Consider the following 25,379-nt stretch of genomic DNA (forward strand, 5'->3'; position numbering starts at 1 on the left):
GAGAGGGCGGGAGGGGTGGCGGGCCCGGCGGGGCACCGCCACCCCTCCTCCTCCTTCTCTCCGCCCCCTTCTCGCCTCCTCAGCCCGCCACGAAGACCCGTACGTCCCAGGCGCCGAGGGTGACCGCCCCGCCGGCCGGCACCGAGGCGCCGCCCAGTACGTCGGTCAGGGCCATCGGGGCCTGGGCCCGGGCGGGCTGCCAGCTCCAGTTGTGCACCACGTGGACGCGGCGCCCGTCCGGGGACGTTCCGGTGCTCGCGGTGACGGACGCGGGCAGGTCGCGCCAGCCGGCGGCGGGCGCGGGGACCAGCCAGGCGGCCAGCGCCCGGGCCAGGTCGCGGCCGGGCACCGTGCCGACGCAGGTGACCCGGCCCGCTCCGTGGGCCCGGGTGGTGACGGCGGGCCAGCGGCCGAAGTGCGGGTGGTCGTACCCGGCCAGCACCGTGGCGTCGGTGGCGTTGAGGCCCTCCACCCAGCGCGTCGCGGTGGCGCCCGGCGGAAGCTCCAGCGGGCTGCCGGGCACGGCGCGCAGCGGGAGGTCCGAGGGCAGGTTGCTGAACTCGTCGTACCACGCGCCCGCGGCGGCCGTCAGGCGCGGCGGCGCGGTCTCGTGGCGGGCCCGGGCCTCGTGGTCGGCGTAGCCGGTGCGCGGGCCGAGGACCAGGTGGCCGCCGGCCTCGGCGTAGGCGGCGAGCCAGTCCAGCAGGGAGTCCTCGGCGAGGTAGAGCCCGGGCACGACCAGCACCGGGTGGCGCCGCGCGGCCTCCTCGGGCGCCGGGCCCTCCCGCCCTCCCCGGGCGTCGTGCAGCTGACGGGCGTGCAGGACGCGCACCTGGCGGCCGGACTCGAAGGCGCCGCGGTAGAAGGGGTCGAAGATCCGGTGGTAGGAGCCGGCGTCGGGGCTGCCGTCGGGCTTCGAGAGCGGCGGGTACTTCTGCATCAGCCACTTGCTGGGCATCGAGTAGACGATCGCGATGTCGGCATCGGGTTCGATCCCGGCGACCAGCGGCCCGGCCGTCTCGAACTCGCCGCCCAGACGGGCGAGTTCGGCGTACACCCGGCCGGGCCTGCCGCTGTGCGGGAGGATGCCGCCCCAGTACGTCTCGGTGCCGAAGTGCAGGGTGTGCCAGTGCCAGTACTCGATCATCCGGGCGCCGCGCGAGACGAGGGCCCAGGCGGCCTGGCGCCACTGCCCGTCGAAGGCCGGGAGGTTCTCCGAAGTGCCGCTGATCGCCTGGGCGTTGGTCTCGGTGACCAGGAACGGTTCCTGCCGGGAGGAGTAGATCCGGTCGGCGCTGCGGTACAGCGCCCACACGCCGCTGGTCTTCCACCACTGCTCCTGCTCCTCCGGCGAGGGGTCGGGCAGTGCGAGGGCGTCCTGCATGTCGTAGTAGGGGTTGGCGGCGGTGACGTCCAGGGCGTCGGTGATCTCGTCGTCCTCCATCGCCGGGTGCTCGTAGGCGAGGCAGGTGGTGACGAACTGGCCGGGCCGGGCGTACTCGCGGGTGATCGCGGCCTGCCAGGCGACGAACTCGGTGGTCTGTCGCGCCTGGAACGCCCGCCACGCGACGTCGTACTGCGGCTGCTGGTTGTCGTCGGGCGTCCAGAGGTCGGCCCAGGTGGAGAGGCGGTGCGACCAGTAGACCAGGCCCCACTCCCGGTTGAGGGTCTCCACGTCGCCGTAGGTGTGGCGCAGGTGGTCGACGAAGCGCTGGAAGACGCCGTGGTTGTGGGGAAGGCGCAGGCCCGGCTCGTTGTCCACCTGGAAGCCGATGACGGCCGGGTGCGAGGCGTGGCGGTCGAGGATCGCCCGGGTGACGCGCTCGGCGTGGTGGCGGAAGGCGGGGTGGGAGAAGTCGGCCTCCTGGCGGGCGCCCCAGCCCATCGGCCGGCCCGTCCCCCGGTCGCTGACGATCTCCGGGTACTGGCGGGCCAGCCACGGGGGCACGGCGTAGGTGGGCGTGCCGAGCACGACGGAGATGCCGCGCTCGTGGGCGCCGTCGAGGACGGGGGACAGCCATTCGAGGTCGAACTCGCCGTTCTCCGGCTCCCAGGTGGACCAGACGGACTCGCCGACCCGGATGACGGTGAACCTCGCCTCGGCCATCAGGTCGAGGTCTTCCTTGAGCCGCTCGTACGGCTGGTACTCGTGGTAGTAGGCGGCGCCGAACAGCACGCGCGGGGGCAGCAGGGCCATGGGTGAACCTCGGAACGTGAGGGGGCCCCGGCTGCCGGGGGCGGCAGCCGGGGCGGAGAGCAGGGGTGATCAGGCGGTGATCAGTGCCTTCCGGCCTTGCCGTTGCGGGGTCGGTCAGCGGGCGCCGCGGAGGCCCAGACGCCGTCGAAGTCCTCGGTGCGCGGCGGCTTGAAGTCGAAGTGCTTCGGGCCGTCGTAGCCGGCCGACTCCAGCAGGTCGACCGGCCAGAACGCCTGGCGCAGGTCGCCGGCGCCGAAGCGGAAGTCCTGGTCGTACTTGATGCCGGACTGGCCGTTGACATGGAGCGGCTCCGGATTCCTCGCCGAAGGGTCGTTTGTCAGGGCTCTCAACAAATTAGTATGCCGGAACGCGAGACGGAACCCCACCGGAGGAAACGCATGCCCGAGCTGCGCGTCGTGATCGGCGGTCCGCCGCATCATGGCGGACCCGACCCTGCTGCCGGCGGTCTGATCCGGGCTGATCGACAGGGCGTTGGCCCCACACCTCCGCCGACGCTAGGGTGTGGCGCTCGTACTCGAAGGACCGCTCCCCTGAGGGAGATGGGAAGGGACCCATGGACGCGGATCACGCAGGGCTGGTGGTCGCGGCGCAGGCCGGTGACGAGCGGGCGCGCGAGGAGCTGATCGCCGCGTACCTGCCGCTGCTCTACAACATCGTCGGGCGCGCGCTGAGCGGGCACGCGGACGTCGACGACGTCGTCCAGGAGACCCTGCTGCGCGTGGTGCGCGACCTGCCCGCGCTGCGCTCGCCGGAGAGCTTCCGCTCCTGGCTGGTGTCGATCGCGCTGCGTCAGATCAGCACACACCGGCACCGGCTGGGCGTCTTCGCCGACCGGACCGTGGTCATCGACGAGGCGTACCGCATACCCGACGGCCGCGCCGAACCCCAGGACACGGCGATCCTGCGGCTGCACGTGTCGGACGAACGCCGCCAGGTCGTCGAAGCCGGCCGCTGGCTCGACCCGGACCACCGGGTGCTGCTGTCGCTGTGGTGGCAGGAGGGCGCCGGATCGCTGAGCCGCGACGACCTCGCCGCCGCGACGGGGCTCACGGCCGCCCACGTCGGCGTGCGCCTGCAACGCATGCGCGAGCAGCTGGACCTGAGCCGGACGATCGTCTCCGCGCTGAACACCGACCCGCGCTGCCCGGGACTGGACGAGGCCGTGGCCGGCTGGGACGGCCTGCCCGCGTCCGTGTGGCGCAAGCGGATCGCCCGGCACACCCGCGACTGCCCGGCCTGCGCGCCGGCGACGACCGAACGGATCCCGGCCGAACTGCTGCTCCTGCGCGTCGCGCCCCTGGCCGTCCCCGTCGGGCTCCTCGCCGCGCTGGTGGCCAAGGGCCTGCTGCCGGGCACCGCCCTGAGTGGCGCCGGGGCGGCTTCCGTCGCGGCGGGGGGAGGAAGCCTGCACGGCTCGCTGGCGGCCAAGCTCTCCGCCGTGACCGCCCATCCGCTGCTGTCCCTCGCCGCCGGCGCGGTGCTGGTCACCGGTGCGACCGCCACCTACGCGGTCTGGCCCGAACCGGCGCCCCGGGCACCCGCCGTCACGGCAGCCCCCACCGCGCCGCCCCGGGTGAGTCCGTCCGCGGCCGCGTCCCCCGCCCCGGCCGTGGTTCCGCCGGGCCCGCAGTCGCTGGAGTCCGTGGAGGATCCCGCCCTGTACCTCACGTACGCCGACGACTTCGCGACGCTCGGCCGGGTCGACGCGTCCACCAGCGCGCAGACGCGGCAGCGGGCCACCTTCACGGTCGTCGGCGGCCTGGCCGATGCGCGGTGCGTCACCTTCCGTGCAGCGGACGGCCGTTACCTGCGCCACCGCGATCTGCGGCTCCGGCTGAGCGCGGACGACGGCAGCGAACTCTTCCGCGAGGACGCGACCTTCTGCCCGCAGCCCGGGTCGGTCGCCGGGTCGGTGACCCTGCACGCGCACAACTACCCCGGATCGGCCCTGCACCACCGCGACGGCGGCGTCTGGCTCGACGGTGACAACGGGACCCGGGCCTTCGCCGACCAGGCGTCCTTCCTCGTGCGCGGGGCGTGGGCCTGACGGGCCCGACCGTGCAGCGGGGCCCGGCGTAACGCTTTTCTCCTGCGAGGTACCTCACGGAGGCGATCCTCCGGTTTTCCGTTACGGCGCCGCGCGCTCGGGAGCCTCCCATACAGGTGCTCCTCCCGCCGCCCGCCCCGACGGGCCGGCGGGGGAGGCGCCCCTCGATGAGGCGAATCCCCGAAGAAAGGCGCTCCCATGACGCGACACACCCACGAACCCCCGCCCCGGGTGCGGACGATCGCAGTCTCCGGGCCGGTCCGCGGCCTCCGGGGCGAGTCGTGAAGGGCCTGCACCGGCTCAGCCGGCGCCGCCGCGTGGTGGCGATAGGAACGACGGCCGCCGCGCTGGTGGCCGGTGTCGTGGCACTCCTGCCCGACCTCGCCGACGCCGCCCTGGGCACGCAGGCGACGCCCTCCGGCCGGTACTTCGGCACCGCCGTGGCCGCCGGCCGGCTCGGCGACTCGACGTACTCCGGCATCCTCGACCGGGAGTTCAACACGGTCACCCCGGAGAACGAGATGAAGTGGGACGCCGTCGAGCCGTCCCGCGGCAGGTTCACCTTCGGTCCGGCCGACGCGATCGTCGACCACGCCTCCGCGCACAACCAGCGCATGCGCGGCCACACCCTCGTCTGGCACTCCCAACTGCCCGACTGGGTCAAGTCGATCGGCGACGCGAACACCCTGCGCGGCGTGATGGACAACCACATCACCCAGGAGATGTCCCACTACAAGGGCAAGATCTACGCCTGGGACGTGGTCAACGAGGCGTTCGCCGACGGCGGCAGCGGCCGCCACCGCGAGTCCGTGTTCCAGAACGTGCTCGGCGACGGCTTCATCGAGGAGGCGTTCCGCACCGCCCGGACCGTCGACCCCTCGGCCAAGCTCTGCTACAACGACTACAACATCGAGAACTGGTCGGACGCCAAGACCCAGGGCGTCTTCAGCATGGTCAAGGACTTCAAGTCCCGTGGCGTGCCCATCGACTGCGTCGGCTTCCAGAGCCACTTCGGCGCCGGCGGGGCGCCGTCGAGCTTCCGGACCACCCTGGCCAACTTCGCCGCACTCGGCGTCGACGTGCAGCTCACCGAGCTCGACATCGCCCAGGCGCCCGCCAACGCGTACGCCGACGCCGTCAACGCCTGCCTGTCCGTCGCCCGGTGCACCGGCATCAGCGTCTGGGGCATCCGCGACAGCGACTCCTGGCGCGGCGGGGAGAACCCCCTGCTGTTCGACCGCGACGGCAAGGCCAAGCCCGCCTACACCGCCGTCATGAACGCCCTCAAGGCCGCCTCCGGCACCGGAACGGGCGGGGCCGGCGGAAGCGGCGGCACCGGGGAGATCAAGGGCGCCGCCTCCGGGCGCTGCCTCGACATCAACGGCTTCTCCACCGCCAACGACACCCAGGCGCAGCTCTGGCAGTGCAACGGCGGGAGCAACCAGCGCTGGACGTACACCTCCGGCAAGCAGCTGACGGTCTACGGCAAGAAGTGCCTTGCGCCCAGGGGCAAGGGCGCCGCCAACGGCACGGCCGTGGTCATCGGGGACTGCGACAGCAGCGCCGACCAGCAGTGGAACCTCGACGCCGACGGCTCGATCTCCGACGTCCGGTCCGGGCTCTGCCTCGACGCCGTCGGCGCGGGCACCGCCAACGGCACCAAGATCCAGCTGTACACCTGCTGGTCCGGCGGCAGCAACCAGAAGTGGACGGGCCTGACCGGGCCCTCGACCCCGCCGAGCGGCGACTGCGCCCTGCCCTCGACGTACCGCTGGTCCTCCTCGGGTGCGCTGGCCGAGCCCGCGCAGGGGTGGGCCTCGCTGAAGGACTTCACCACCGTCACGTACAAGGGCAAGCACCTGGTGTACGCGTCGAACGTGACCGGGTCCGGGTACGGCTCGATGGCGTTCGCCCCGTTCACCAACTGGTCGGACATGGCCTCGGCCCCCCAGACCGGCATGAACGAGAAGACGGTGGCGCCCACGCTGTTCTACTTCGCGCCCAAGAACATCTGGGTGCTGTCCTACCAGTGGGGCGCGTCGCCCTTCGTCTACCGCACCTCGAACGACCCGACCAACCCCAACGGCTGGTCGGCCCCGCAGCCGCTGTTCACCGGCAGCATCCCGAACTCCGGCACCGGCCCGATCGACCAGACCCTGATCGGCGACGACCAGAACATGTACCTGTTCTTCCGACTCGGTGAAGAACCTCTTCGAGGCCCCGCAGGTCTACAAGGTCCAGGGCCGCAACCAGTACCTCATGATCGTCGAGGCCCGCGGCGCCACGGAGCAGCGCTACTTCCGCTCCTTCACCGCCACCAGCCTCAACGGCTCCTGGACCCCGCAGGCCGCCACCGAGAGCAACCCCTTCGCCGGAAAGGCCAACAGCGGCGCCGCCTGGACCAACGACATCAGCCACGGCGACCTCGTCCGCGACAACCCCGACCAGACCATGACCGTCGACCCCTGCCACCTGCAGTTCCTCTACCAGGGCAAGTCCCCGACGGCCACCGACCCCTACGACCGGCTGCCGTACCGCCCGGGTCTGCTGACCCTCCAGCACTGACAGCACGGGAGGGCCCCGGCCGTCCGTCGGCCGGGGCCCTTCCATGCGTCGTCAGCGCTCCTGGTGGGGCGGCAGACGGGGCGGAGTTGTCAGGAGGCGGTGCCGGTGACCGTGTTGCCGGTCCTGGTCACGGTGTAGGTGACGGTGTCGCCGGTCCAGAAGCGGAAGGTGAACGTCGCCGGGACGCCGTCCTTGAGGGACTTGACGTAGTCGGGCTTGAGGGTGGTGGTGTTGGCGCCGTAGTCGGCACGGAGGTTGTCGAACGACTGGTAGGCGGTCCAGGACGCGGGACCGGCGGCGGTGCCGTCGGCGTAGGTGGACTGGACGTTGGCCATCAGGGAGCCGTTGAACCGGGTGGGGATGGTGAGGCCGTCGAGCGTTCCGGTGGCGCCGGCCATGGTCGGCTTGTCGTACGAGCGCACGAAGAGCTTCCACGGGACGCCGTCGGTGTAGCGGACCTCGAGGGTGGCGTTGGTCCCGGCGGCGCGGTCCCCGGCGAGCCGGGTGAGGGCGTCGGCGGTCAGGGTGAGCTTGTCGCCGTCGAGGGTGTAGTCGAGGTAGGGGATCAGCGGGCGGTCGCCCTGCCAGAGCCCGGTGAACCAGAGGCCGTTGCGGTTCAGGGTGACGGTCTGCGCGGCGATGGGGCCGGACTTCGGCAGGAAGACGTTGTCGGTGGAGGCGGTGCCCGAGCGGGTCCGCCAGGAGGTCTGGATCAGGTCCTTCATCTCGGGGACCATCCACTGCATGGTGCCGCGGTTCAGGAAGTCGTTGGCGGCGTCCCAGACGGCGGAGGTCATGCCGTTGCGCCGCGCCTCGTAGTTGACGTGCTCGAAGTACTTGAGCATCTCGCCGCGCTCGACCACGCCGGAGTAGGGCGAGGTGAGCAGGCCGTACTCGCCGAGGTAGACGGGGATGCCCTTGGCGACGAAGGTGTCGTGCACCCGGGCGAAGCCCTCGGTCAGGTCCGACTGGGCCTTCGCGTCGTAGGTCGGGTCGTTCGCGATGTTCACGCTGAACGGGTACCAGCTGTAATAGTGCACGGTGGCGACCAGGTTGCGGTCCTTCAGCGAACTCATCGTGGTGGACAGGTCGTCCAGCCAGTGCTGGGCGTTGTTGGTCTCCTCGGAGGGCAGGACGAGCAGACGGTCCTTGTTCCTGCCGCCGGAGTTGCGCACGATGCTGTGGAACGAGGCGTTGAGCTCGCGCAGGTACTGGGTCTTCTGGGCGTCGGTGGCGTTGTCGAACTGCGGTTCGTTGATGCTCTCCATGAGCAGCGTGCGCGGCTCGTCCTTGAAGGTCGTGGCGATCTGCTGCCAGGTGGAGTTGAACCGGGCCACGATGTTGTCGTGGTCGGTGGACATGTACTTGATCCACTGCCACGAGTCGTGGTGGACGTTGATCTCGACGTAGAGGCCGTCCGCCAGGGCGAAGTCGACCACCTGCTTGACCCGGTTCATCCACACCGGGTCGATGGTGTACGGGGCGGTGTCGGACTGGTGCGGGTACCAGGTGACGGGGATGCGGACGCTGCGGAAGCCCTGGGCCTTGAGACCGTCGAAGGTGGCCTTGGTGGTGAGCGGGTTGCCCCAGGAGGTCTCGTCGGGGATCGCGTCGAGGGTGTTGCCGAGGTTCCAGCTGGGCTGCATCTGCGCGACGGCGGCCATCGGGTCCTGCGGGACCCTGGCCCCGGCGGCCTCGGCCGCCGAGGGGGCCCGGTCGGCGGGCGCGGCGACGGCCGTGCCGCCGCAGAGGGCGCCGGTGGTGATCAGGGCCACCACGAGGCCGGCGGTGCGGTGGAGGCGGCGGGGGAGCGGACGGGGGGTCTGCTGTGCGTCGTTCACGGGTTGTCCCTTCGGGTGAACGGGGTGGGGGAGCCCCTGACGGGCGGTCAGGGGAGCGGGAGGGGCTCGTAGTCGAACCGGTCGAAGTGGACGGTGCCGGCCGCGGCGTACATGCCGATGACCCGGCCGGTGAAGCCGCCGGCCACTTCGGTGGAGAGGTAGCGGCCGTCGAGGCCCGCGAGCACGGTGAAGCTGCCGTCGGGCTCCTCGACGCCGAGGACGACGTCGTCGGGGCCGGTGCGCGGGCCGCGCGTCGGCCGCGGGACGATGTCGACGCCGAGCACCACGGCTCCGGCGGCGACCGTACGGGCGGCGACCTCGTTGCGGAGCGAGCCGATCCGGGCGAAGACCTTCACCTCGCCGTCGGCCGCCTCGATCTCGTAGTGGTGCTCCTCGTCCATGCGGACGGCGAGGCCGCCGCGTCCCTCGGTGGGATCGATCAGGGTGCGGGCGCGGCAGCCGAGGTGCTGCTGGCGCCGGCCGACGAACACCACGTCGTTCTCGTCGAGTGAGGCGCCGGCGGCGTGCAGGGTGAGCCAGCCGGACCGTTCCTTCGTGGTGCACAGCTGCTCGGTGCGCCGGCGTACGGAGATCCACTGGGGGTGCAACTCGGCCTGGTCGAACTCGTCCCGGGCCGGTACGGCGGGCACGGGGTGCAACGGCCAGGCCGGGGTGGGCAGTTCGGGGGTGAGCGGGCCGACCACCGGCCAGCCGTCCACCCACTCGACCGGGGCGAGGAAGGTCTCCCGGCCGAGCACGTACCAGGCGGGGGTGCCGCCGCGCGGCCGGACGGCGAGCAGCACCATCCACCAGGAGCCGTCGGGCGCCTGGACGAGGTCGGCGTGCCCGGTGTTCTGGATGGGGCTGTCGAGGCCGCGGTGGGTCAGCACCGGGTTGGCCGGGCACGGCTCGAACGGGCCGGAGGGCGAGGTGCCGCGGGCGATGGAGACGGCGTGGCCGCGCTCGGTGCCGCCCTCGGCGATCATCAGGTACCAGTACTCGCCGATCCGGTACAGGTGCGGGGCCTCGGGGGCCGTGGCGCCGGGCGCGCCGGACCAGATCCGCTGCGGCTCGCCGAGGGTCTCGCCGGTGGCCGGGTCGAGGCGGACCTGGGAGACGCCGGCGACGGTGCACCAGCAGGTGCCGTCCTCGTCCCAGGCGAGGTCCGGGTCGATGCCGTGGACGCCGGGCAGCCGGACCGGGTCGGACCAGGGGCCGGCCGGGTCGGTCGCGGTGAAGAGCAGGTTGCCGTCGCCGCTGACGTTGGTGACGATCAGCCAGAAGCGGCCGTCGTGGTGGCGCAGCGTCGGGGCGTAGATCCCGCCGGAGGACGGGGACTCGCGCGGCAGGTTCAGCTGGCTCGGGCGGTCCAGGGCGTTGCCGAGCTGCGCCCAGTTCACCAGGTCACGGCTGTGGAAGACCGGGATGCCGGGGAAGTACTCGAAGCTGGAGCAGGCGAGGTAGTAGTCGTCGCCCACGCGGCAGATGCTGGGGTCGGGGTGGAAGCCGGGGATCACCGGGTTGGGGACGGTGCCGGCGGGCTCGGGCTGGACTGACACGTGGTCGGTTCCTCTCGGGTCTTCATGGGTCGGGGGTGGTGCCCCGGGCCCCGGGGAGTCCGGGGCACCACCGGTTCGGCGGTTCAGCCGATCGCGCAGGAGGCGCCGTTGAACCGGAAGGCGGAAGGGTTGGCGTCGCTGCTGGACCAGGTGGCCCGGAAGCCCCACTGGACGCTGCCGCCCTGCGGGACGGAGGCGTTGTAGGACACGTTCCGGGCGGTGACGTTCGGGCCGCTCTGCGAGACCGAGGCGTTCCAGGTGTTGGTGATGCCGTCGTCACCGGGGAAGGTGAAGCCGAGGGACCAGCCGTTGACCTGGCCGAGGCCGTTGTTGACGACGGTCAGGTTGGCGACGGTGACGCCCGACCACTGGCTCTTGGCGTAGACGACCCGGCAGGGCGCGTCGACCGGGTGCATCTGGACGACCGTGATGCCGTAGGCGGGCACGGTCTGGGTGGTCGGGCTGCCGGACCGGGCGGTGCCGATCCCGTGGGCGTTCTTGAGGTAGGAGTGGACGGTCGGGGTGGCGGAGGAGGGGGTGAACCCGCTGTACGAGAGGTTCACCGTGGCGTCGTTGTTCGGGTCCTTGTTGATCAGCATGACGTCCACGTCGCCGTCGGCGCGGCGGACGGCGTGCGCGGTGAGCAGCGAGGACGAGCTGGCTGCCTTGACCAGGGTGTCCCCGGGCGTGCCCAGTCTGCTGATCATCTGGATGCCGTAGTAGGCGGGGAAGGGCGTGTTGACGGCCGGCTCGCAGGAGGCGCCGGCGGAGACCATGCCGCCGTCGTTGTAGTCGGTGGCGCCCTCGACGGTGGTCACCTTGGTGCAGTCGGTGCCGTTGCGCAGGTCCCACCAGTCGACGTTGAACGCGCCGTTCTCCAGCCAGGTCAGGTAGTTGTCCGGCGCGAACAGTCCGTTGGGGGACGTGTCCAGGTACGCCTGCGCGTTCGCCTCGGTCACCGCGATGCCGACGTTGGGGGCGTTGGACCCGGCGTACTGGTTGATCAGCGAACGCACGGTGCCGGCGATGTTCGGGTTCTGGGCCTGCGGCTTGGTGAGCAGGTCGGCGGGGCTGGTGCTGGTGGGGTAGGCGTGCACGATGGCGAAGTCGATCTTCGTCCCGGCGATCGACAGGACGGTGCGGTTCCAGTCCTGGGTGTCGCCCGGGCCGACGATGCCGTCCGGCCAGTAGCCGGGGGTGGCCAGCACGGCGCCGATCCTGATGCTCGGGTCGGCCGCCTTCATCGCCGAGACGTACTGGAGCACGTTGTTCGCGTAGGTCGTGGCGCTCTTGCTGCTGTGGGTGTCGTACTCCCAGGTGGCGCCGTACTCGCCGTTGCCGTAGACCTCGTTGCCGATCTCCCAGTACTTGATGCCGTAGCCCTTGGTGACGTTGGCGTACTGGACCCAGTCGGCGGCCTCCTGCGGAGTGCCGGAGCCGTAGTTGGCGGTGATGATCGGCTGCGCTCCGGCGGCGCGCACGGTGCCCATGAAGGCGTCGAAGCCGGTGTTCGGGGCGACGTACTGGCCGTTCTCGGCGGTGCCGGTCCTCCAGTGGTAGACGTCGGAGTGGCTGCCGCCGGGGTAGCGGACGGTGTTGATGCCGGCCGTGCTGAGCAGGCCGGAGGTGGCGCCGGAGTTCATGTTGGCGTCGTAGACCGGGATGTTGACGCCGACGCCGGTGGCGGGGATGTCGGCGAGGTTCAGGGCGGCGTCGACCGACACCGACACGGGGTTCGCCGTGACGGCGGGCGGTGCGGCGGCGGCGGCGCGCGGCGCGACCGCGGCGAGCGCGCCGGTGGCCGCGAGCGCCAGGGCCGCCAAGGCGGCTATGGCGCGATCATGACACGTGCGGGCTGACGATTTCATTGCGTCCTTCCAGGGTGGTGGGGGTGCGTGGTGTTCGAGTGGGGGAAACGAACTCCCGCTGTCTGGACGGCAGGGCCCGGCGCGGCTGCGTGGTGTCGGGCCCCGGACGCGAAGCGTGTTCCGTACGGGCTGCGGGACCGCGGCGGGGCGCGCGCGGTCGACGGCGGCATCGTCAACTCCCTTCGGGCGAGGTGATCGTGAGGCGGAGCAGGACGGCGGAGGGGGCCGCCGGGAGGGTCAGGGTGAGGCGGGCGGTGTCCGGCTGCCAGACGGCGGCGGCCGGGCTGGAGGCCGGGTAGAGGACCTCGGTGCGGACGTCGGCGCCGAGCAGGTGGGGCAGGGCGAGGTCCCTGACGGGCTCATCGCCCCAGCGTCGCCAGGCGGTGAGGTAGGTGGTGCCCGGCCCGTCCGACCGGGTGTGCAGCGCCAGGGCGAGCCACGGGTCCTCCCAGCCCGGGAGCCCGAGCGGCCAGGCGGGCACCGCCTGCGGCAGGTCGGCGCGGATCGCCTTGTGGACGGCCACCGCCTCGTGGACCAGCTCCCGGGAGTGCGGGGGGAGTTCCGCGAGCCGGCCGGAGAGGTGGATGCGGCCGAGCAGCGCGCCGGCCATGGTGAGGGCGACCTCGTCGGGGGTGTCCTCGGGCAGCGGGTAGGCCCAGACGGCGCCCTGCTCCGGGGTGACGGCGGTGGGGGCCGCCGCCGCGATCGGTGCGTAGCGCAGCAGGTCCTGCTGGTCGCTGGTGGACTGCAACTGGAGCCGGGACAGCAGGGCGTGGTCCATCCGCATGCCGCCGGAGGCGCAGTTCTCGAGCACCAGATCCGGGTGCCGGTCCAGGATGCCGTCGAGCCAGGCCAGTTGGGCCCGGTTGTGGCCGAGCAGACCGGCCGCCGGGGCCTCCCCGGGGCCGCTGCTGGTGCCGGAGCCCGGGTCGGTGTTGTGGTCGAGCTTGAGGTAGCCGACGCCCCAGTCGCCGACCAGGCGGTCCACCACGGCGTCCAGGTGGGCGCGGACGGCCGGGTGGCGAAGGTCCAGGTGGTACCGGCCGCCGCCCTCCTCGACGCGCCGCCCGTCACGGCGGAAGAACGCCTCCGGCGGCAGGGAGTCGGCCAGCGGGCTGGACACCCCGACCGCCTCCGGCTCCAGCCACAGGCCGGGGACCATGCCGCGCTCCCGGATGCGGTCCAGGACCTCGTGGATGCCCTTCGGCCCGGGGAAGCGGGAGGCCGACGGCTCCCAGGCCCCGACGGAGCTCCACCAGTTGCCCCCGTCGTCGTACCAGCCGGCGTCGATGACGAAGTACTCGGCGCCGGCCTCGGCGGCGGCGTCGACCAGCGGCAGCAGCTTCGCCGTGGTCGGGTCGCCCATCAGGCAGTTCATGTAATCGTTGAAGATCACCGGCAGCCGCTCGTGGTCGGCGTGCGGGCGCCGGGTGGCCCGGCGGTAGCGGGTGAGGGCGGCGAAGGCGCCGTCCGGGCCGTCCTCCGCGGCGAGCGCGAGCGCCACGGGGACGGTGCGGAACTCGGCGCCGGGCTCCAGCGGGTGCCGCCAGCCGTGGTCGGCGTCCTCGGGGCCGTACAGCGCCACGTACGCCGTGTCGTCGCGGACGCCGCACTCCCAGCGCCAGCCGCCGCCGTTGTGCTCGATCTGCCACAGCCAGGTGCGGCCGGACGTACGGTCCGTCAGCGCGCCCATCGGCAGGTGCCCGCAGCTGGACCACACGCCCCGACCGGCCAGGACCTCGGTGCTGCGACCGGAGGTTGTGTGGAACCGGCCGCTGCGCTCGGGCGAGGAGGCCCGCAGCGGCCGGCGCTGCCAGCGGCACTCGGCGAACCACTCGTTCTCCGCCCACAGCACGTCGGCGGCGTCCAGGGCCGCGGCGCCGTCCTCGGTGAGGCAGCCCGCCACCAGGGAGGAGACCGACTCCAGGTGCAGCGTGTGGGGTCCGTCGTTGCGCAGCAGCACCTCGCTGCGCAGCACCGGCAGGCCGTCCGGGGACCGGTAGCGCGCCACGGCGGTCAGGCCGGTCCGCGGCTCGTGGAGTTCGAGGTCGAGCACGTGCCAGTCGCCCTCCCGGCTCGCGCGGTGTGAACGGTGACGCAGCCGCGAGCCGAGGACGGTGTTGACGAGGTGCCGGCCGGACCAGTACCGGCCGAGGCCGGCGGTCGTCACCTCCACCGGCGGCAGGGGTGCGCCGGGGCGCGGGGCCGCGCCCTTCTCGCCCGGCGCGCCGAGGTGCACCAAGCGGGCGGCGCCCTGCTCGTCCAGGGCGATCTCCAGCTCCAGGGCGTCGTGGCCCCAGCGGATCGTCTCGTGCGGGTCGGTCATGATGCTTCCTCGGAGGGGAGACGCGGCGGGGTGTCAGCGTGCGCGCAGGACCGCGCAGCCGTCGGGCGGCAGTTCGCCGAGGGTCGTACCGGTGAGCAGGTCGTGGCCCGGCTGCGGCAGCGGTACGGCCTCGGGCCGGTGGTTGAGCAGCAGGTGCCAGGCGCGACCGTCCGGGGCGTGGCGGGTGACGGCCTCGACGCCCGGGGGCAGGCCCGGCAGGTCGGGGGCGGTCCCGGCCTCCGTGAGGAGCCGCTCCACCAGGGCGGCGTAGGCGGCGTCGTCGAGGCGGGTGGAGAGGTACCAGCCGTGGCCGGCGCCGAAGCCGTGCCGGGTGAGTGCGGGGCTGTCGGCGAGCATCCCGTGGGTGTACGCGGCGAGCGCCTCGGCTCCCTCGGTGCGCAGGGACTCGCTCCAGGACGTGGCCGTCGAGCCGTCGGAGAGCGTGACCCGCTCGTCCTGCCGCAGCGGCCGGCACTCCTCGACCCGGATGCCGAGGGCCTCGCGCAGCGGAGCGGCCGGGTAGCCGCCGAGCCGGGCGTGGTGGCGCTCGTCGACCACGCCGCTGAAGTGCTGGACCAGCAGGGTTCCGCCGTCGGCGACGTAGCGGCCGAGATTGTGAGCGTTCACATCGGAGAGCAGAAAGAGCGCCGGGGCGACGACCAGCCGGTAGCGGCTCAGATCCTGCCCGGGGTGGGCGAAGTCGACGGTCACCCCGGCGTCCCACAGCGCCCGGTGGGCGCGGCGCAGCGCGCCGGCGTAGTCGAGCTCGGACGAGGGGAGGCCCTCGGCCGCCATGGCCCACCAGGCGTCGGAGTCGTGCAGCACGGCGACCTCGGCGCGGACGGTGGAGCCGGCGAGTTCGCCGAGCCGGGCGACGGCCTCCCCGGTGGCCGTGACCTCGCGGAAGGTGCGGCTGTCCGGCCCGGCGTGCGGGATCATCGCCGAGTGCCACTGCTCGGCGCCGGCCCGGGACTGGCGCCACTGGAAGAACAGGGCGCCCTCGGAGCCGCGGGCGATGTGGGTGAGGGAGTGGCGCAGGATGTCCCCGGGCTCCTTGGCGAGGATGCGGCCGCGCTCGTAGACGGTGTTGGTGCCCGACTCCATCAGCAGCCAGGGGGCGCCGCCGGCGAACGAGCGGGCCCGGTCGGCGTCGAAGGCGGCGTGGGCGGCGGCGTCGACGCCGGGTGCGGTGGGGTAGTGGTCGACGGAGACCAGGTCGACCTCGCGGCCGAAGGCCCACAGGTCGAGGTTCTGGTAGCCGGGCAGCATGAGGTTGGTCGTCACCGGGCGGTCGCTGCGGGCGCGGATCTCGTCGCGCTGATCGCGGAAGGCGGCGAGCGTCTCGTCGGACCAGAAGCGGCTGAAGTCCAGCGCCTGGCCCGGGTTGCGGTGCCACTGGGTGGCGCGGGGCGGCAGGATCTGCTCCCACGCGGTGTACCGCTGGCTCCAGAAGGCGGTGCCCCAGGCGTCGTTGAGGGCGTCGAGCGATCCGTGGCGGGCGCGCAGCCACACCCGGAAGGCGGCGGCGGTGTGGTCGCAGAGGCAGAGGGTGACGTACTCGTTGTGCACGTGCCACAGGGCGAGCGCGGGGTGGTCGCCGTAGCGTTCGGCGAGGGCGGCGGCGATGCGGCGGGCAGCCCGGCGGTAGGCCGGGGCGGTGAGGCAGTAGGTGTCCCGGCTGCCGTGGGTCAGGCGGGCGCCGTCGGGGCGCACGGGCAGGGCGTCCGGGTGGGCCAGGGAGAACCAGGGCGGCGGGGAGGCCGTGGGCGTGGCCAGGTCGACGGCGACGCCGGCCGCGTGGAGGCGGTCGAGGTGGGCGTCGAGCCACTCGAAGTCGTAGCGGCCCTCCTCGGGCTCCATCAGGGCCCAGGAGAAGACGCCGACGGTGGCGAGGTTGACGCGCGCGCGGCGCATCAGCTCGTCGTCCTCCTTCCAGACCTGGGCGTCCCACTGCTCGGGGTTGTAGTCCCCGCCGTAGGCGAGGCCGCCGAGGCGGTCCGTGAGCCGTTGCAGGTCCATTCGGTAGCCGTCCTTCCATGGGTGGTGTCAACTGCGGTGCGGGGCAGGGGCGGTGCTCTCGCGGACCACCAGCTCCGGGGGCATCAGCAGGAGCCGGTCCTGCGGTACGTCGCCCGCGGCGGTCGCGGCGATCCTCGCCATGACCTGCTCGACGGCGACCTGACCGAGGTCCTTCTTGGGGCTGGTGACGGAGGTGAGCCGGGGGGAGTGCTGCTCGGCCATCGGGTCGGGGCAGATGGCGATGACGGAGGCGTCCTCCGGGACGGTCCGTCCGCTGGCGCGCAGCAGGCTGAGCAGCGGGCCTATCGCGGCCTCGTTCTGCACCACGAAGCCCGTGGTGTCGGGGCGGTCCGCCAGGATGCGGGCCAGGGTGCCGGCGGTGCTCTCGTAGGTGCCCTCGCAGGGGCGGTGCAGGAAGCGCAGGCCGCGCCGCTCGGCGCGGGCGCGGAAGCCGGTCAGCGTGCGCTCGGCGTAGCCCGCGTGGCGCCGGTAGACGCCGCTGCTGTAGCCGAGGAAGGCGATGTCGCGGTGGCCGAGGTCGGCCAGGTGGTCGGCGCACAGGGCGCCGGCGGTGGCGAAGTCGTGGTCGACGCAGGAGAGTCCGGTGGGGTCGTCGGGCAGGCCGATGAGGGCGGCGGGGATGTCCTCGGCGCGCAGGACGGGGATGCGGTCGTCGTCGAGCCGGACGTCCATCAGGATGACGCCGTCGGCGAGTCCGGTGGCGGCGACCCGGCGGACCCCTTCGGGCCCTTCGTCGTTGGTGAGGAGCAGGACGTCGTAGCCGTGTTCGCGGGCCGCGACGGTGACGGCGATGGCGATCTCCATCATGGTGGGAACGTGCACCTCGGGGTGCAGCGGCACCACCAGGGCGATGATGTGCGAGCGCTTGCCGGCCAGGGCCCGGGCACCCGCGTGCGGGTGGTAGCCGAGGTCGGTGATGGCCCTCTCGATGCGGGTCCTGGTCTCGTCGGAGATCGGGCGCTTGCCGCTGAGGGCGTAGCTGACCGTGCTGGACGAGACGCCGGCGTGCCTGGCCACATCGGCGAGTGTCACCATCGTTGTGCTTCCTTCGTGTCGGTTCCGGTGGGAGCGGTCCCGGTCGTGCGACGGGGAGGTCCGCGGGGGACCGCTCCCGGTCCATGGGCCCGTGGGGCCCGGAGCGGACGGCTCAGCCCTTGATCGCGCCGGTGAGGACACCGGTACGCAGGTGCTTCTGCACGAACGGGTACACGATCACCAGTGGTACCAGGGTGAGGACCACGACCGCCATCTGCAGGGACAGCGGTGCGGTCTGGGTGTGGCTGCTCCCGAAGCCCGAGTTGAGGGAGCCGGGAAGGCCGTTGGCCCGGTTGACGTAGGTGAGCAGCACGTACTGCAGCGGCCACTTCTGACTGTCCGTCGGCATGTAGAGCATGACGTTGAAGAAGGAGTTCCAGTACCCGACGGCGTAGAACAGCGCGGTGACGGCGGTGACGGCACGCGAGGTGGGCAGGACGACGGACCACAGGATGCGCCAGTCCCCGGCGCCGTCCACCCGGGCCGCGTCGATCAGCTCGGAGGAGGTCTCCTGGTAGAAGGCGCGCAGCACCAGGATGTTGAAGACGGAGACCGCGCCCGGCAGGATCAGCGCCCACCACTGGCCGTATCCGCCGAGGCCGGTCACGACCAGGAAGCTCGGGATCAGGCCGCCGCCGATGAACATCGTGACGATCAGCAGCAGCAGGACGAAGCGGTGTCCGAGGGAGCGCGGCCGGGAGAGGCCGTAGGCGCACAGGACGGAGACGGTCATGGACAAGGCGGTGCCGGCCACGGTGATGCCCAGGCTCACCCCCAGCGCGGTGACGATCGTCGGGTCGCTGAGCATCTGGCGGTACGTCTCGGTGGTCAGGCCGTCCGGCCAGATCACCAGCCCGCCGGCCCGGTTGATGGCGCCGGGAGTGGAGAAGCTGGTCAGGACGATGATCCAGAGCGGGACCAGGATCACGGCGAGCGTCCCGCCGAGCGTGAGTCCCTTGGCCGCCTGGCCGACGGCCGTCGGCGGTTCCTCCCAGGGCGGGCGGGCGGAGCGGGCCCGGCGGCGGGCGGCTGCTGTCGCGGTGCGGCGCTTCTCGCTCCGGGAGCTGATGGTCAGTGCGTTCGTCATTTGCGATACAGCCCGTCCTCGCCGAAGGCGTGCGCCAGCCGGTTGGCACCCCAGATGAGCACCAGGGAGACCACGCTCTTGAAGAGCCCGGCCGCCGCGCCGTAGCTGTAGCCGCCGGTGGCGATGCCGTAGTAGAAGGAGAAGGTGTCCAGGACGTCGGCGGCCTCGTGGCCGACCGCGTCCCGCTGGACCAGGAACTGCTCGAAGCCGACGGACAGCGCGTTGCCGAGGCGCAGGACCAGCATCAGCACGATCACCCCGCGCAGTCCCGGCAGCGTGATGTGCCACATCCGCCGCAGCCGGCCGGCTCCGTCCGCCGCCGCGGCCTCGTACAGCTCGCTGTTGATCGCGCTCAGCGCGGCGAGGAAGACGATGATCCCCCAGCCCGCCTCCTTCCAGATCGCCTGGGAGGTGACCAGCAGCGCGAAGGTGTCCGGGTTGGTCATGATGTCCCAGACGCCCAGGTCGTGCTGGCGCAGGAACTGGTTGAGCACGCCGGCGCCGCCCAGCATCTGCTGGAAGATCGTGACCGCCAGCACCCACGAGAAGAAGTGCGGCAGGTAGACCACGGACTGGAAGAAGTTGCGCACCCGCTCGCTCATCACCGAGTTGAGCAGGAGGGCCAGGGCGATCGGGACCGGGAAGAAGAGGACCAGCTGGACGAAGCTCAGGTACAGCGTGTTCTTCATCGAGGCCCAGAACCCCGGGTCGCCGAACAACTGCTGGAACTGGTCGAAGCCGACCCATTCGCTGTGCCAGACCCCGACCAGCGGGTCGTACTCCTGGAAGGCGGTGACGATGCCGAATAGCGGGACGTAGTTGAACACCAGGAGCAGGGCGACCGCGGGCACCGTCATCAGCAGGAGCGACTTGTCGCGCCGCAGCCTGATCCGCCAGTTGAGCCGGGCGGGGCGGTCCGGGCGCTTCGGCGCGGCGGTGCTCACTGGCCGGTGCCGTACTTGTTGAGGACGTTGTCGGTCATCCACTGCTTGAGCCGCTCCCCGGGGCCGGAGCGCCAGCTGGAGACGGCGTCCTGCACATCGGAGACCTTCTTCTTGCCGTGGTAGCAGTCCTTGAGCGTGTCGTTGACGTTCGGCGCCGCCAAGGCGGTGGCGATCGCCGGCGGCATGCTGAAGTTCATGCCCCAGAAGGGCGCCTTGGTGATGTACTTGACGTTGGCGGCGGACCAGGCCGAGTAGTCCCTGGTGACCTGCTCGCCGCCCGGGTTGCTGATCACGGAGGGGGCGGCGGCCAGGAACGCGTAGGTCGTCGTCTGGACGTCCTTCTTCCCCTCCTCGGTGAAGGTCGGCACGCCGCTCACCCGGGTGTGGTGGACGCCCTCGACCCCGTAGGTGAGCAGGGTGTACTCGGCCGTGCCGTAGGGGGCGGCGAGGTAGTTCGCGACGGCGAGCAGCTCCTCGATCTGCGCGGGCTTCAGCTTGGCGTTGAGGTAGCTGAGCATGCTGGCGCTGGCGCCCATGTAGGCCACCGGTGTGCCCTTGCCGTCGGCGGTGACGGAGTTGAACGCGCCGCGCCGGTAGTTCGGGTCCGCCGCGATGCCGGACTGGTGGTCGGACAGGTTCCAGGCGCCCAGTCCGCCGCCTCCGATGAGGGTCTTGCCGCTGTAGAAGCGGGTGGCCCCGTTGGCGACGTCACCGGCGAGCGTGTCCGGGTGCATGTAGCCCGAGTTGGCCAGGCGGTAGTGCCAGTCGACGGCCTCCAGGAACTCCTGGGTCTCGAACATGTGGACCAGCTTGCCGTTGTCGATCCGCCAGCCCATGGGGACGTTCCAGGTGAACTGGAAGTAGGTCCACACGTCGTCGAAGGCCCACACGCCCCGTTTGGCGTCGGTCAGTTCCTTGCCGAGGTTCATCATGTCGTCGGCGGACCTGATCTGGTCGGCCGTGATCCCCCGGGCTTCGAGGACGTCCCGGCGGTAGAAGGTGGCACCGGGCATGCCGAAGCTGCTGGAGAAGCAGGGAATCCCGTAGAGCTTGTCGCCCCAGACCCCCATCTGCCAGGCACCGGTGGGCAGGGCGGCCAGGTTGGGGTACTTCTTGATGTTGTCGCCGGACAGGTAGGGGGTCAGGTCCGCGAGCTGGGAGCCGGTCAGCCCGCCGGTGTTGAAGTTGGCGTTCCACCAGGAGGGCAGGCTGATCCAGTCCGGCAGCTTCTCGGCGGCGGTCATCGTCGGGACGATGGTGTTGTAGTTGATCCCGTCCGCCGGCTTCATGGTCAGCTCGACCCCGAGCGCCTTGCTCATCGCCTCGTAGAAGGAGTTGCCGACCGGCGGGGCCGTGCCCCACAGCGGGGTGACCGCCGTGTAGCTGCCGCCCTTGCCGGGAACGCCGGAGACGCTGGTCGGCGGGGAGGCCGGGTAGGAGAGGTAGGCCGGATCGGTCGCGACGTCGCTCGAGCCCTGCACGGGGGCGATGTCCGGCTTGACCGCGTTGGGGTTCGGCACGTAGGTCGGCAGGGCGGCCTTCAGGCCCTCCTTGCTGTTCGCCCCGCCCTTCTTGGTCGATCCGCCGCCGCAGGCGGACAGCAGGGGTGCCATCGCGGCGGCCCCCGCGACCGTGGCGGCGGTGGTCAGAAAGCTCCTGCGGTTCAATCCGGATCTCATGGTGGCGTAGCCCCTCTCCGTCGAAGCGCGGTCTGAGCGTCGAAGCGCTTGGATGTTTCGGCGACACTAACGACGCGTTACGGGTTGGGCAAGAGTCTGAACAAAGGCAAAATCGTTTGCTTCCTGGGGAGTTGACACGACCGATGGAGCGTGTCAGCGTCGAAGCGCTTCGATCAACGATCTCCGAGCCGAGCCCGCCCGAGGGGTGTTCCACGTGAGTTCCGTGCCCGATTCCGCTGCCGGCCTGCCCGGTTTCCGCAATCCCACGCTTCCCCTGCGGGAGCGCGTCGACGACCTGCTGAACCGGCTCACCATCGACGAACGGCTGGCGATGCTGCACCAGTACTCGCCGGCCGTCCCCCGCCTGGGCGTCGGCGCCTTCCGTACCGGCAGCGAGGGTCTCCACGGCGTCTCCTGGCTCGGGGAGGCGACCGTCTTCCCGCAGGCCGTCGGCCTCGGCGCCAGCTGGGACGAGGAGTTGGTGCGCGAGGTCGGGGAGGCGGTCTCGACCGAGCTGCGGGCCTTCCACTACCACCGCCCGACGGCGGTCGGCTCCGACCGCGGGCCCAACTCCCTCCAGGCGTGGGCCCCCGTGCTCAACCTGCTGCGCGACCCCCGGTGGGGGCGCAACGAGGAGGGGTACTCCGAGGACCCGGTGCACACCGCCCGGGTCGGCGAGGCGTACTGCCGCGGCCTCTCCGGCGACCACCCCACGTACCTGCGCGCCGCCCCGGTGCTCAAGCACTTCCTCGCCTACAACAACGAGGACGACCGCTGCACCACCTCCTCCGCACTGCGCCCGCGCGTGCTCCAGGAGTACGACCTCGCCGCGTTCCGCCCCGTCGTCGCCTCCGGCGCCGCGACCGGCGCGATGGCCGCCTACAACCTGGTCAACGGCCGCCCCTGCCACGTCAGTCCGCTGATCGAGGCGGAGCTGCGCCGCTGGGCCCGCCCGACCGGCCACGAGCTGTTCGTGGTCAGCGACGCCGAGGCCCCGTCCAACCTCGTCGACCCGGAGCACTACTTCGACGACCACGCCGAGTCCCACGCGGCCGCGCTCAAGGCCGGCATCGACAGCTTCACCGACCACGGCGAGGACACGGAGACCGTGATCGGCCGGCTGCGCGAGGCGCTGGAACGCGGCCTGATCGACGAGGCCGACGTGGACCGAGCGATCCGCCGCCAGCTCGAAGTGCGCTTCCGCGTCGGCGAGTTCGACCCCGAGCTGGACCCGTACGCCGGCACCGGCCCCGAGGTGATCGACAGCCCCGAGCACCGCGCCCTGGCCCGCAGGGCCGCGACCGAGTCGGCCGTCCTGCTCAAGAACGAGGGCCTGCTGCCGATCGACCCGGCCCGTACGGCCCGGATCGCCGTCATCGGCCCGCTCGCCGACACCCTCTACGAGGACTGGTACAGCGGCACCATGCCGTACCAGGTCAGCGTCGCGGTCGGCCTGGCCGCGGCCCTCGGCGCCCACGGCGGCGAGGTCGTCCACGTGGAGGGCTCCGACCGGATCACCCTGCGCTCGCGGACCACGGGCGAACTGCTCGGCAAGTCCGCCTTCGACGTGACCGACTGGGGCGGCGGCGCCTGCACCCTGCGCGCCGCCGACACCGGTTGCTACCTGAGCCTCCAGGACGACGACACCCTGGCCCCCGGCCAGGACGTCATCAAGAGCTGGTTCGTGAAGGAGACCTTCCTGATCGAACCGGCCGGCCCCGACACCGTGGTGCTGCGCAACGTGTTCACCGGACGCTACGCCACCGTGGACCCGACCGACGGCCGGGTCGGCGTCACCGCCGGGACGGCGCAGGAGGCCGAGCACTGGCAGCGCGAGGTGGTGCGCGACGGCGCCGCCGAAGCCCGGGAGGCCGCCGCGACCGCCGACGTCGCCGTCGTCGTCCTCGGCAACCACCCGATGGTCAACGGCCGCGAGACGGAGGACCGCGCGGACATCGCCCTGCCCGAGGGGCAGGAGAAGCTGCTGCGCGCCGTCGCGGCCGTCCGCCCGGACACCGCCCTGGTCGTGATGAGCAGCTACCCCTACGCCCTCGACTGGGCCGACGAGCACCTGCCCGCCGTGGTGTGGACCTCCCACGGCGGGCAGGAAACAGGTCACGCGCTGGCCGCCGTGCTGCTCGGCGAGGCCGAGCCCGCCGGCCGGCTGGCGCAGACCTGGTACCGGGGGGACGACCCGCTGCCCGCCCCGCTCGACTACGACGTCATCAAGGCCGGCTGGACGTACCAGTACCACCGCTCCACCCCGCTCTACCCCTTCGGCCACGGGCTCTCGTACACCGACTTCGCCCACCGCGACCTGCGCCTGTCGCAGCCCGCGATCGACCCGGACGGCTCGGTCGAGCTCGCCGTGACCCTGGAGAACACCGGAGCGCGGCCCGGCAGCGAGGTGGTCCAGGTCTACGTCCGCGCCCTGGAGGCCCGGTACGAGGCGCCCCACCTGCGCCTGGCCGACTTCCGCAAGGTCCGGCTGGAGCCGGGGGAGAGCCGTGAGCTGGCCTTCCGGCTGCCGGCCGAGCGGCTCGCCCACTGGTCCGTCGCCACCGGCGAGTTCACCGTCGACCCCGGCGGCTACGAGGTGATCGTCGCCCGCAGCGCCGACCACGCCGTGCTCACCGCCCCGCTGACCGTGACCGGGGAGCCCGCCGGCCCCCGAGCGGGCACCGGGCACCGGATCCTGGCCGTCGACTTCGACGACTACGAGGGCGCCGCCATCGTCGACGCCACCCGCGCCGACGGCGACGCCGTCACGCCCGCCGACCCCGCGCGGCCCGCGACGCTCCACTTCCGCGAGGTCGACCTCGCCGGCGCCGCCGCGATCGAGGTCGAGACCGCCCGCGAGGGCGACGGCGAGGGCGACGGCGAGAGCGGGGCGCGGCTCGAAGTCAGGGCGGACGGCCGGGTGCTGGCCGAGATCGACGTGCCCGTGACCGGGGACCGCTACGCCTGGACGAGCACCACCGCCGAGCTCACCGCAGCGCTCCAGGGCGTCCACGACCTGAGCCTGACCCTGCACGGCGACTTCCGGCTCACCGCCTTCCGCCTCGGCGCGGCCGGCTGACGTCTGCACCGCACAGACCGGCGGCCCGTTCGTGGGGACGGGCCGCCCCTCCCCGTCTCTTCGACCGATGGAATCCCGATGCCGCTCACAGACTTCGGTCAGGCCGAACTCGACGCCTACAAACCAGAGTTGACAACTCCACCGGACTTCGACGAGTTCTGGCGGCGCACCCTCGCCGAGGCCCGCTCGCACGGCGGGGCGGTCAAGGCCGAACGCGTCACCGAGAAGTACGGCCTGCGCACCGTGGAGGTCGACGACGTGCGCTTCCCCGGCTGGAACGGCGAGCCGGTGGCCGCCTGGCTGCTGCGCCCGCGCGGCGCGGCGGGACCGCTGCCGGTCGTCGTCACCTTCATCGGCTACAGCGGCGGCCGCGGACTGCCCACCGAGCACCTGTTCTGGTCCGCCGCCGGCTACGCCCAGCTCGTCGTGGACAGCCGCGGCCAGGGCCACGACACCCCCGACCGGACCGTGGGCGACGGCACCCAGTGGGCCGAGGGCTTCATGACCCGCGGAATCGACTCCCCGGAGAACCACTACTACCGGCGGCTGATGACCGACTGCGTACGCGCCGTCGACGCCGTCGCGGAGCTGCCCGGCCTCGACGCCGACCGGATCATCGTGACCGGCGGCAGCCAGGGCGGCGGCCTGTCCCTCGCCGTCGCCGGCCTCACCGGGGACCGGGTGGCCGCGGTGATGCCGGACGTCCCGTTCCTGTGCCACTACCGCGAGGGCGCGCAGACCTCCCAGGACGGGCCGTACCAGGAGCTCGTCAACTACCTGCGCTGGCACAGCCGGGAGCGGGCGCAGCCGACCTTCGCCACCCTCGCCTACTTCGACGGCGTCCACTTCGCCCAACGGGCCACCGCCCCGGCCCTGTTCAGCGTCGGCCTGATGGACCCGGTCTGCCCGCCCCGGACGGTCTACGCCGCCTTCAACCACTACGCGGGCGAGGACCGCGCCATGACGGTGTGGCCCTTCGCCGACCACGCGGGCGGCTGCGGCTCCACCCCGCCCGTCCAGCTGTCCTGGCTGCGCGAGCGCGGGCTCGCACCGCGGCCGTGACGGCCGTGCCCGACCACCGAGAGACCACC

Annotated in this window: 13 protein-coding genes and 2 pseudogenes; 4 read left to right on the forward strand and 11 right to left on the reverse strand. The window is 72.2% G+C overall.

The window, feature by feature from the left end; translation table 11 throughout:
• Positions 1-79 precede the first annotated feature (79 nt).
• Both IH61_RS0102620 and IH61_RS0102625 read right to left on the reverse strand, forming a co-directional pair.
• Complete coding sequence (locus IH61_RS0102620) at positions 80-2,197, reverse strand: beta-galactosidase (protein ID WP_031064227.1); 2,118 nt, start codon at positions 2,195-2,197, stop codon at positions 80-82.
• A 122-nt stretch (positions 2,198-2,319) separates the two neighbouring features.
• Positions 2,320-2,502, reverse strand: a pseudogene (locus IH61_RS0102625) (xylose isomerase); the annotation flags it as partial.
• 269 nt (positions 2,503-2,771) lie between these two features.
• On the opposite strand from IH61_RS0102625, the gene IH61_RS0102630 reads away from it, so the two are divergent.
• Both IH61_RS0102630 and IH61_RS40250 read left to right on the forward strand, forming a co-directional pair.
• Positions 2,772-4,265 carry a sigma-70 family RNA polymerase sigma factor gene (locus IH61_RS0102630; RefSeq protein ID WP_031064234.1) on the forward strand — a complete coding sequence of 498 codons (1,494 nt, stop codon included), beginning with the start codon at positions 2,772-2,774 and terminating at the stop codon, positions 4,263-4,265.
• A 167-nt stretch (positions 4,266-4,432) separates the two neighbouring features.
• Positions 4,433-6,830: pseudogene (locus tag IH61_RS40250) on the forward strand (non-reducing end alpha-L-arabinofuranosidase family hydrolase).
• Positions 6,831-6,919: 89 nt separating this feature from the next.
• Here IH61_RS40250 and IH61_RS0102640 read toward each other — a convergent pair.
• The 9 genes from IH61_RS0102640 to IH61_RS0102680 all read right to left on the reverse strand — a co-directional run bounded on the left by IH61_RS0102640 (position 6,920) and on the right by IH61_RS0102680 (position 21,209).
• The gene (locus IH61_RS0102640) at positions 6,920-8,671 is read right to left on the reverse strand and encodes a cellulase family glycosylhydrolase (protein ID WP_031064237.1); all 1,752 of its coding nucleotides are present in this window, start codon (positions 8,669-8,671) and stop codon (positions 6,920-6,922) included.
• Between the two features lie 47 nt (positions 8,672-8,718).
• Positions 8,719-10,230 carry a glycoside hydrolase family 43 protein gene (locus IH61_RS0102645; RefSeq protein WP_031064240.1) on the reverse strand — a complete coding sequence of 504 codons (1,512 nt, stop codon included), beginning with the start codon at positions 10,228-10,230 and terminating at the stop codon, positions 8,719-8,721.
• An 83-nt stretch (positions 10,231-10,313) separates the two neighbouring features.
• A complete protein-coding gene (locus tag IH61_RS0102650) occupies positions 10,314-12,053 on the reverse strand; it encodes a cellulose binding domain-containing protein (RefSeq protein WP_199823256.1) in 1,740 nt (579 codons plus the stop codon).
• Between the two features lie 217 nt (positions 12,054-12,270).
• Positions 12,271-14,424, reverse strand: a complete 2,154-nt coding sequence (locus IH61_RS0102655; protein ID WP_031064247.1) for a glycoside hydrolase family 36 protein — start codon at positions 14,422-14,424, stop codon at positions 12,271-12,273.
• A 33-nt stretch (positions 14,425-14,457) separates the two neighbouring features.
• The gene (locus tag IH61_RS0102660; protein WP_031064250.1) at positions 14,458-16,443 is read right to left on the reverse strand and encodes a beta-galactosidase; all 1,986 of its coding nucleotides are present in this window, start codon (positions 16,441-16,443) and stop codon (positions 14,458-14,460) included.
• A 27-nt stretch (positions 16,444-16,470) separates the two neighbouring features.
• Positions 16,471-17,499: a LacI family DNA-binding transcriptional regulator gene (locus IH61_RS0102665; RefSeq protein ID WP_031064252.1), complete on the reverse strand. Its 1,029-nt coding sequence runs from the start codon at positions 17,497-17,499 to the stop codon at positions 16,471-16,473.
• A gap of 112 nt (positions 17,500-17,611) precedes the next feature.
• Positions 17,612-18,586 (reverse strand): carbohydrate ABC transporter permease, encoded by a 975-nt coding sequence (locus tag IH61_RS0102670; protein WP_037971449.1) that lies wholly within the window; start codon positions 18,584-18,586, stop codon positions 17,612-17,614.
• A complete protein-coding gene (locus IH61_RS0102675; RefSeq protein ID WP_078910773.1) occupies positions 18,583-19,605 on the reverse strand; it encodes an ABC transporter permease subunit in 1,023 nt (340 codons plus the stop codon). Before IH61_RS0102675 ends, IH61_RS0102670 begins: the two co-directional genes overlap by 4 nt.
• Positions 19,527-21,209, reverse strand: coding sequence for an ABC transporter substrate-binding protein (locus IH61_RS0102680; protein ID WP_031064258.1), 1,683 nt, complete (start codon positions 21,207-21,209; stop codon positions 19,527-19,529). The genes IH61_RS0102675 and IH61_RS0102680 overlap by 79 nt, the downstream gene beginning before the upstream one ends.
• Before the next feature lie 223 nt (positions 21,210-21,432).
• On the opposite strand from IH61_RS0102680, the gene IH61_RS0102685 reads away from it, so the two are divergent.
• Positions 21,433-24,288 (forward strand): glycoside hydrolase family 3 protein, encoded by a 2,856-nt coding sequence (locus IH61_RS0102685; protein ID WP_037971496.1) that lies wholly within the window; start codon positions 21,433-21,435, stop codon positions 24,286-24,288.
• Positions 24,289-24,366: 78 nt separating this feature from the next.
• On the forward strand, positions 24,367-25,350 hold the full coding sequence (locus IH61_RS0102690; RefSeq protein ID WP_031064265.1) for an acetylxylan esterase: 984 nt from the start codon (positions 24,367-24,369) through the stop codon (positions 25,348-25,350).
• Positions 25,351-25,379: the final 29 nt, after the last annotated feature.

It is taken from the genome of Streptomyces sp. NRRL WC-3742 (assembly GCF_000720635.1).
In the GTDB taxonomy this organism is placed as follows: Bacteria; Actinomycetota; Actinomycetes; order Streptomycetales; family Streptomycetaceae; genus Kitasatospora.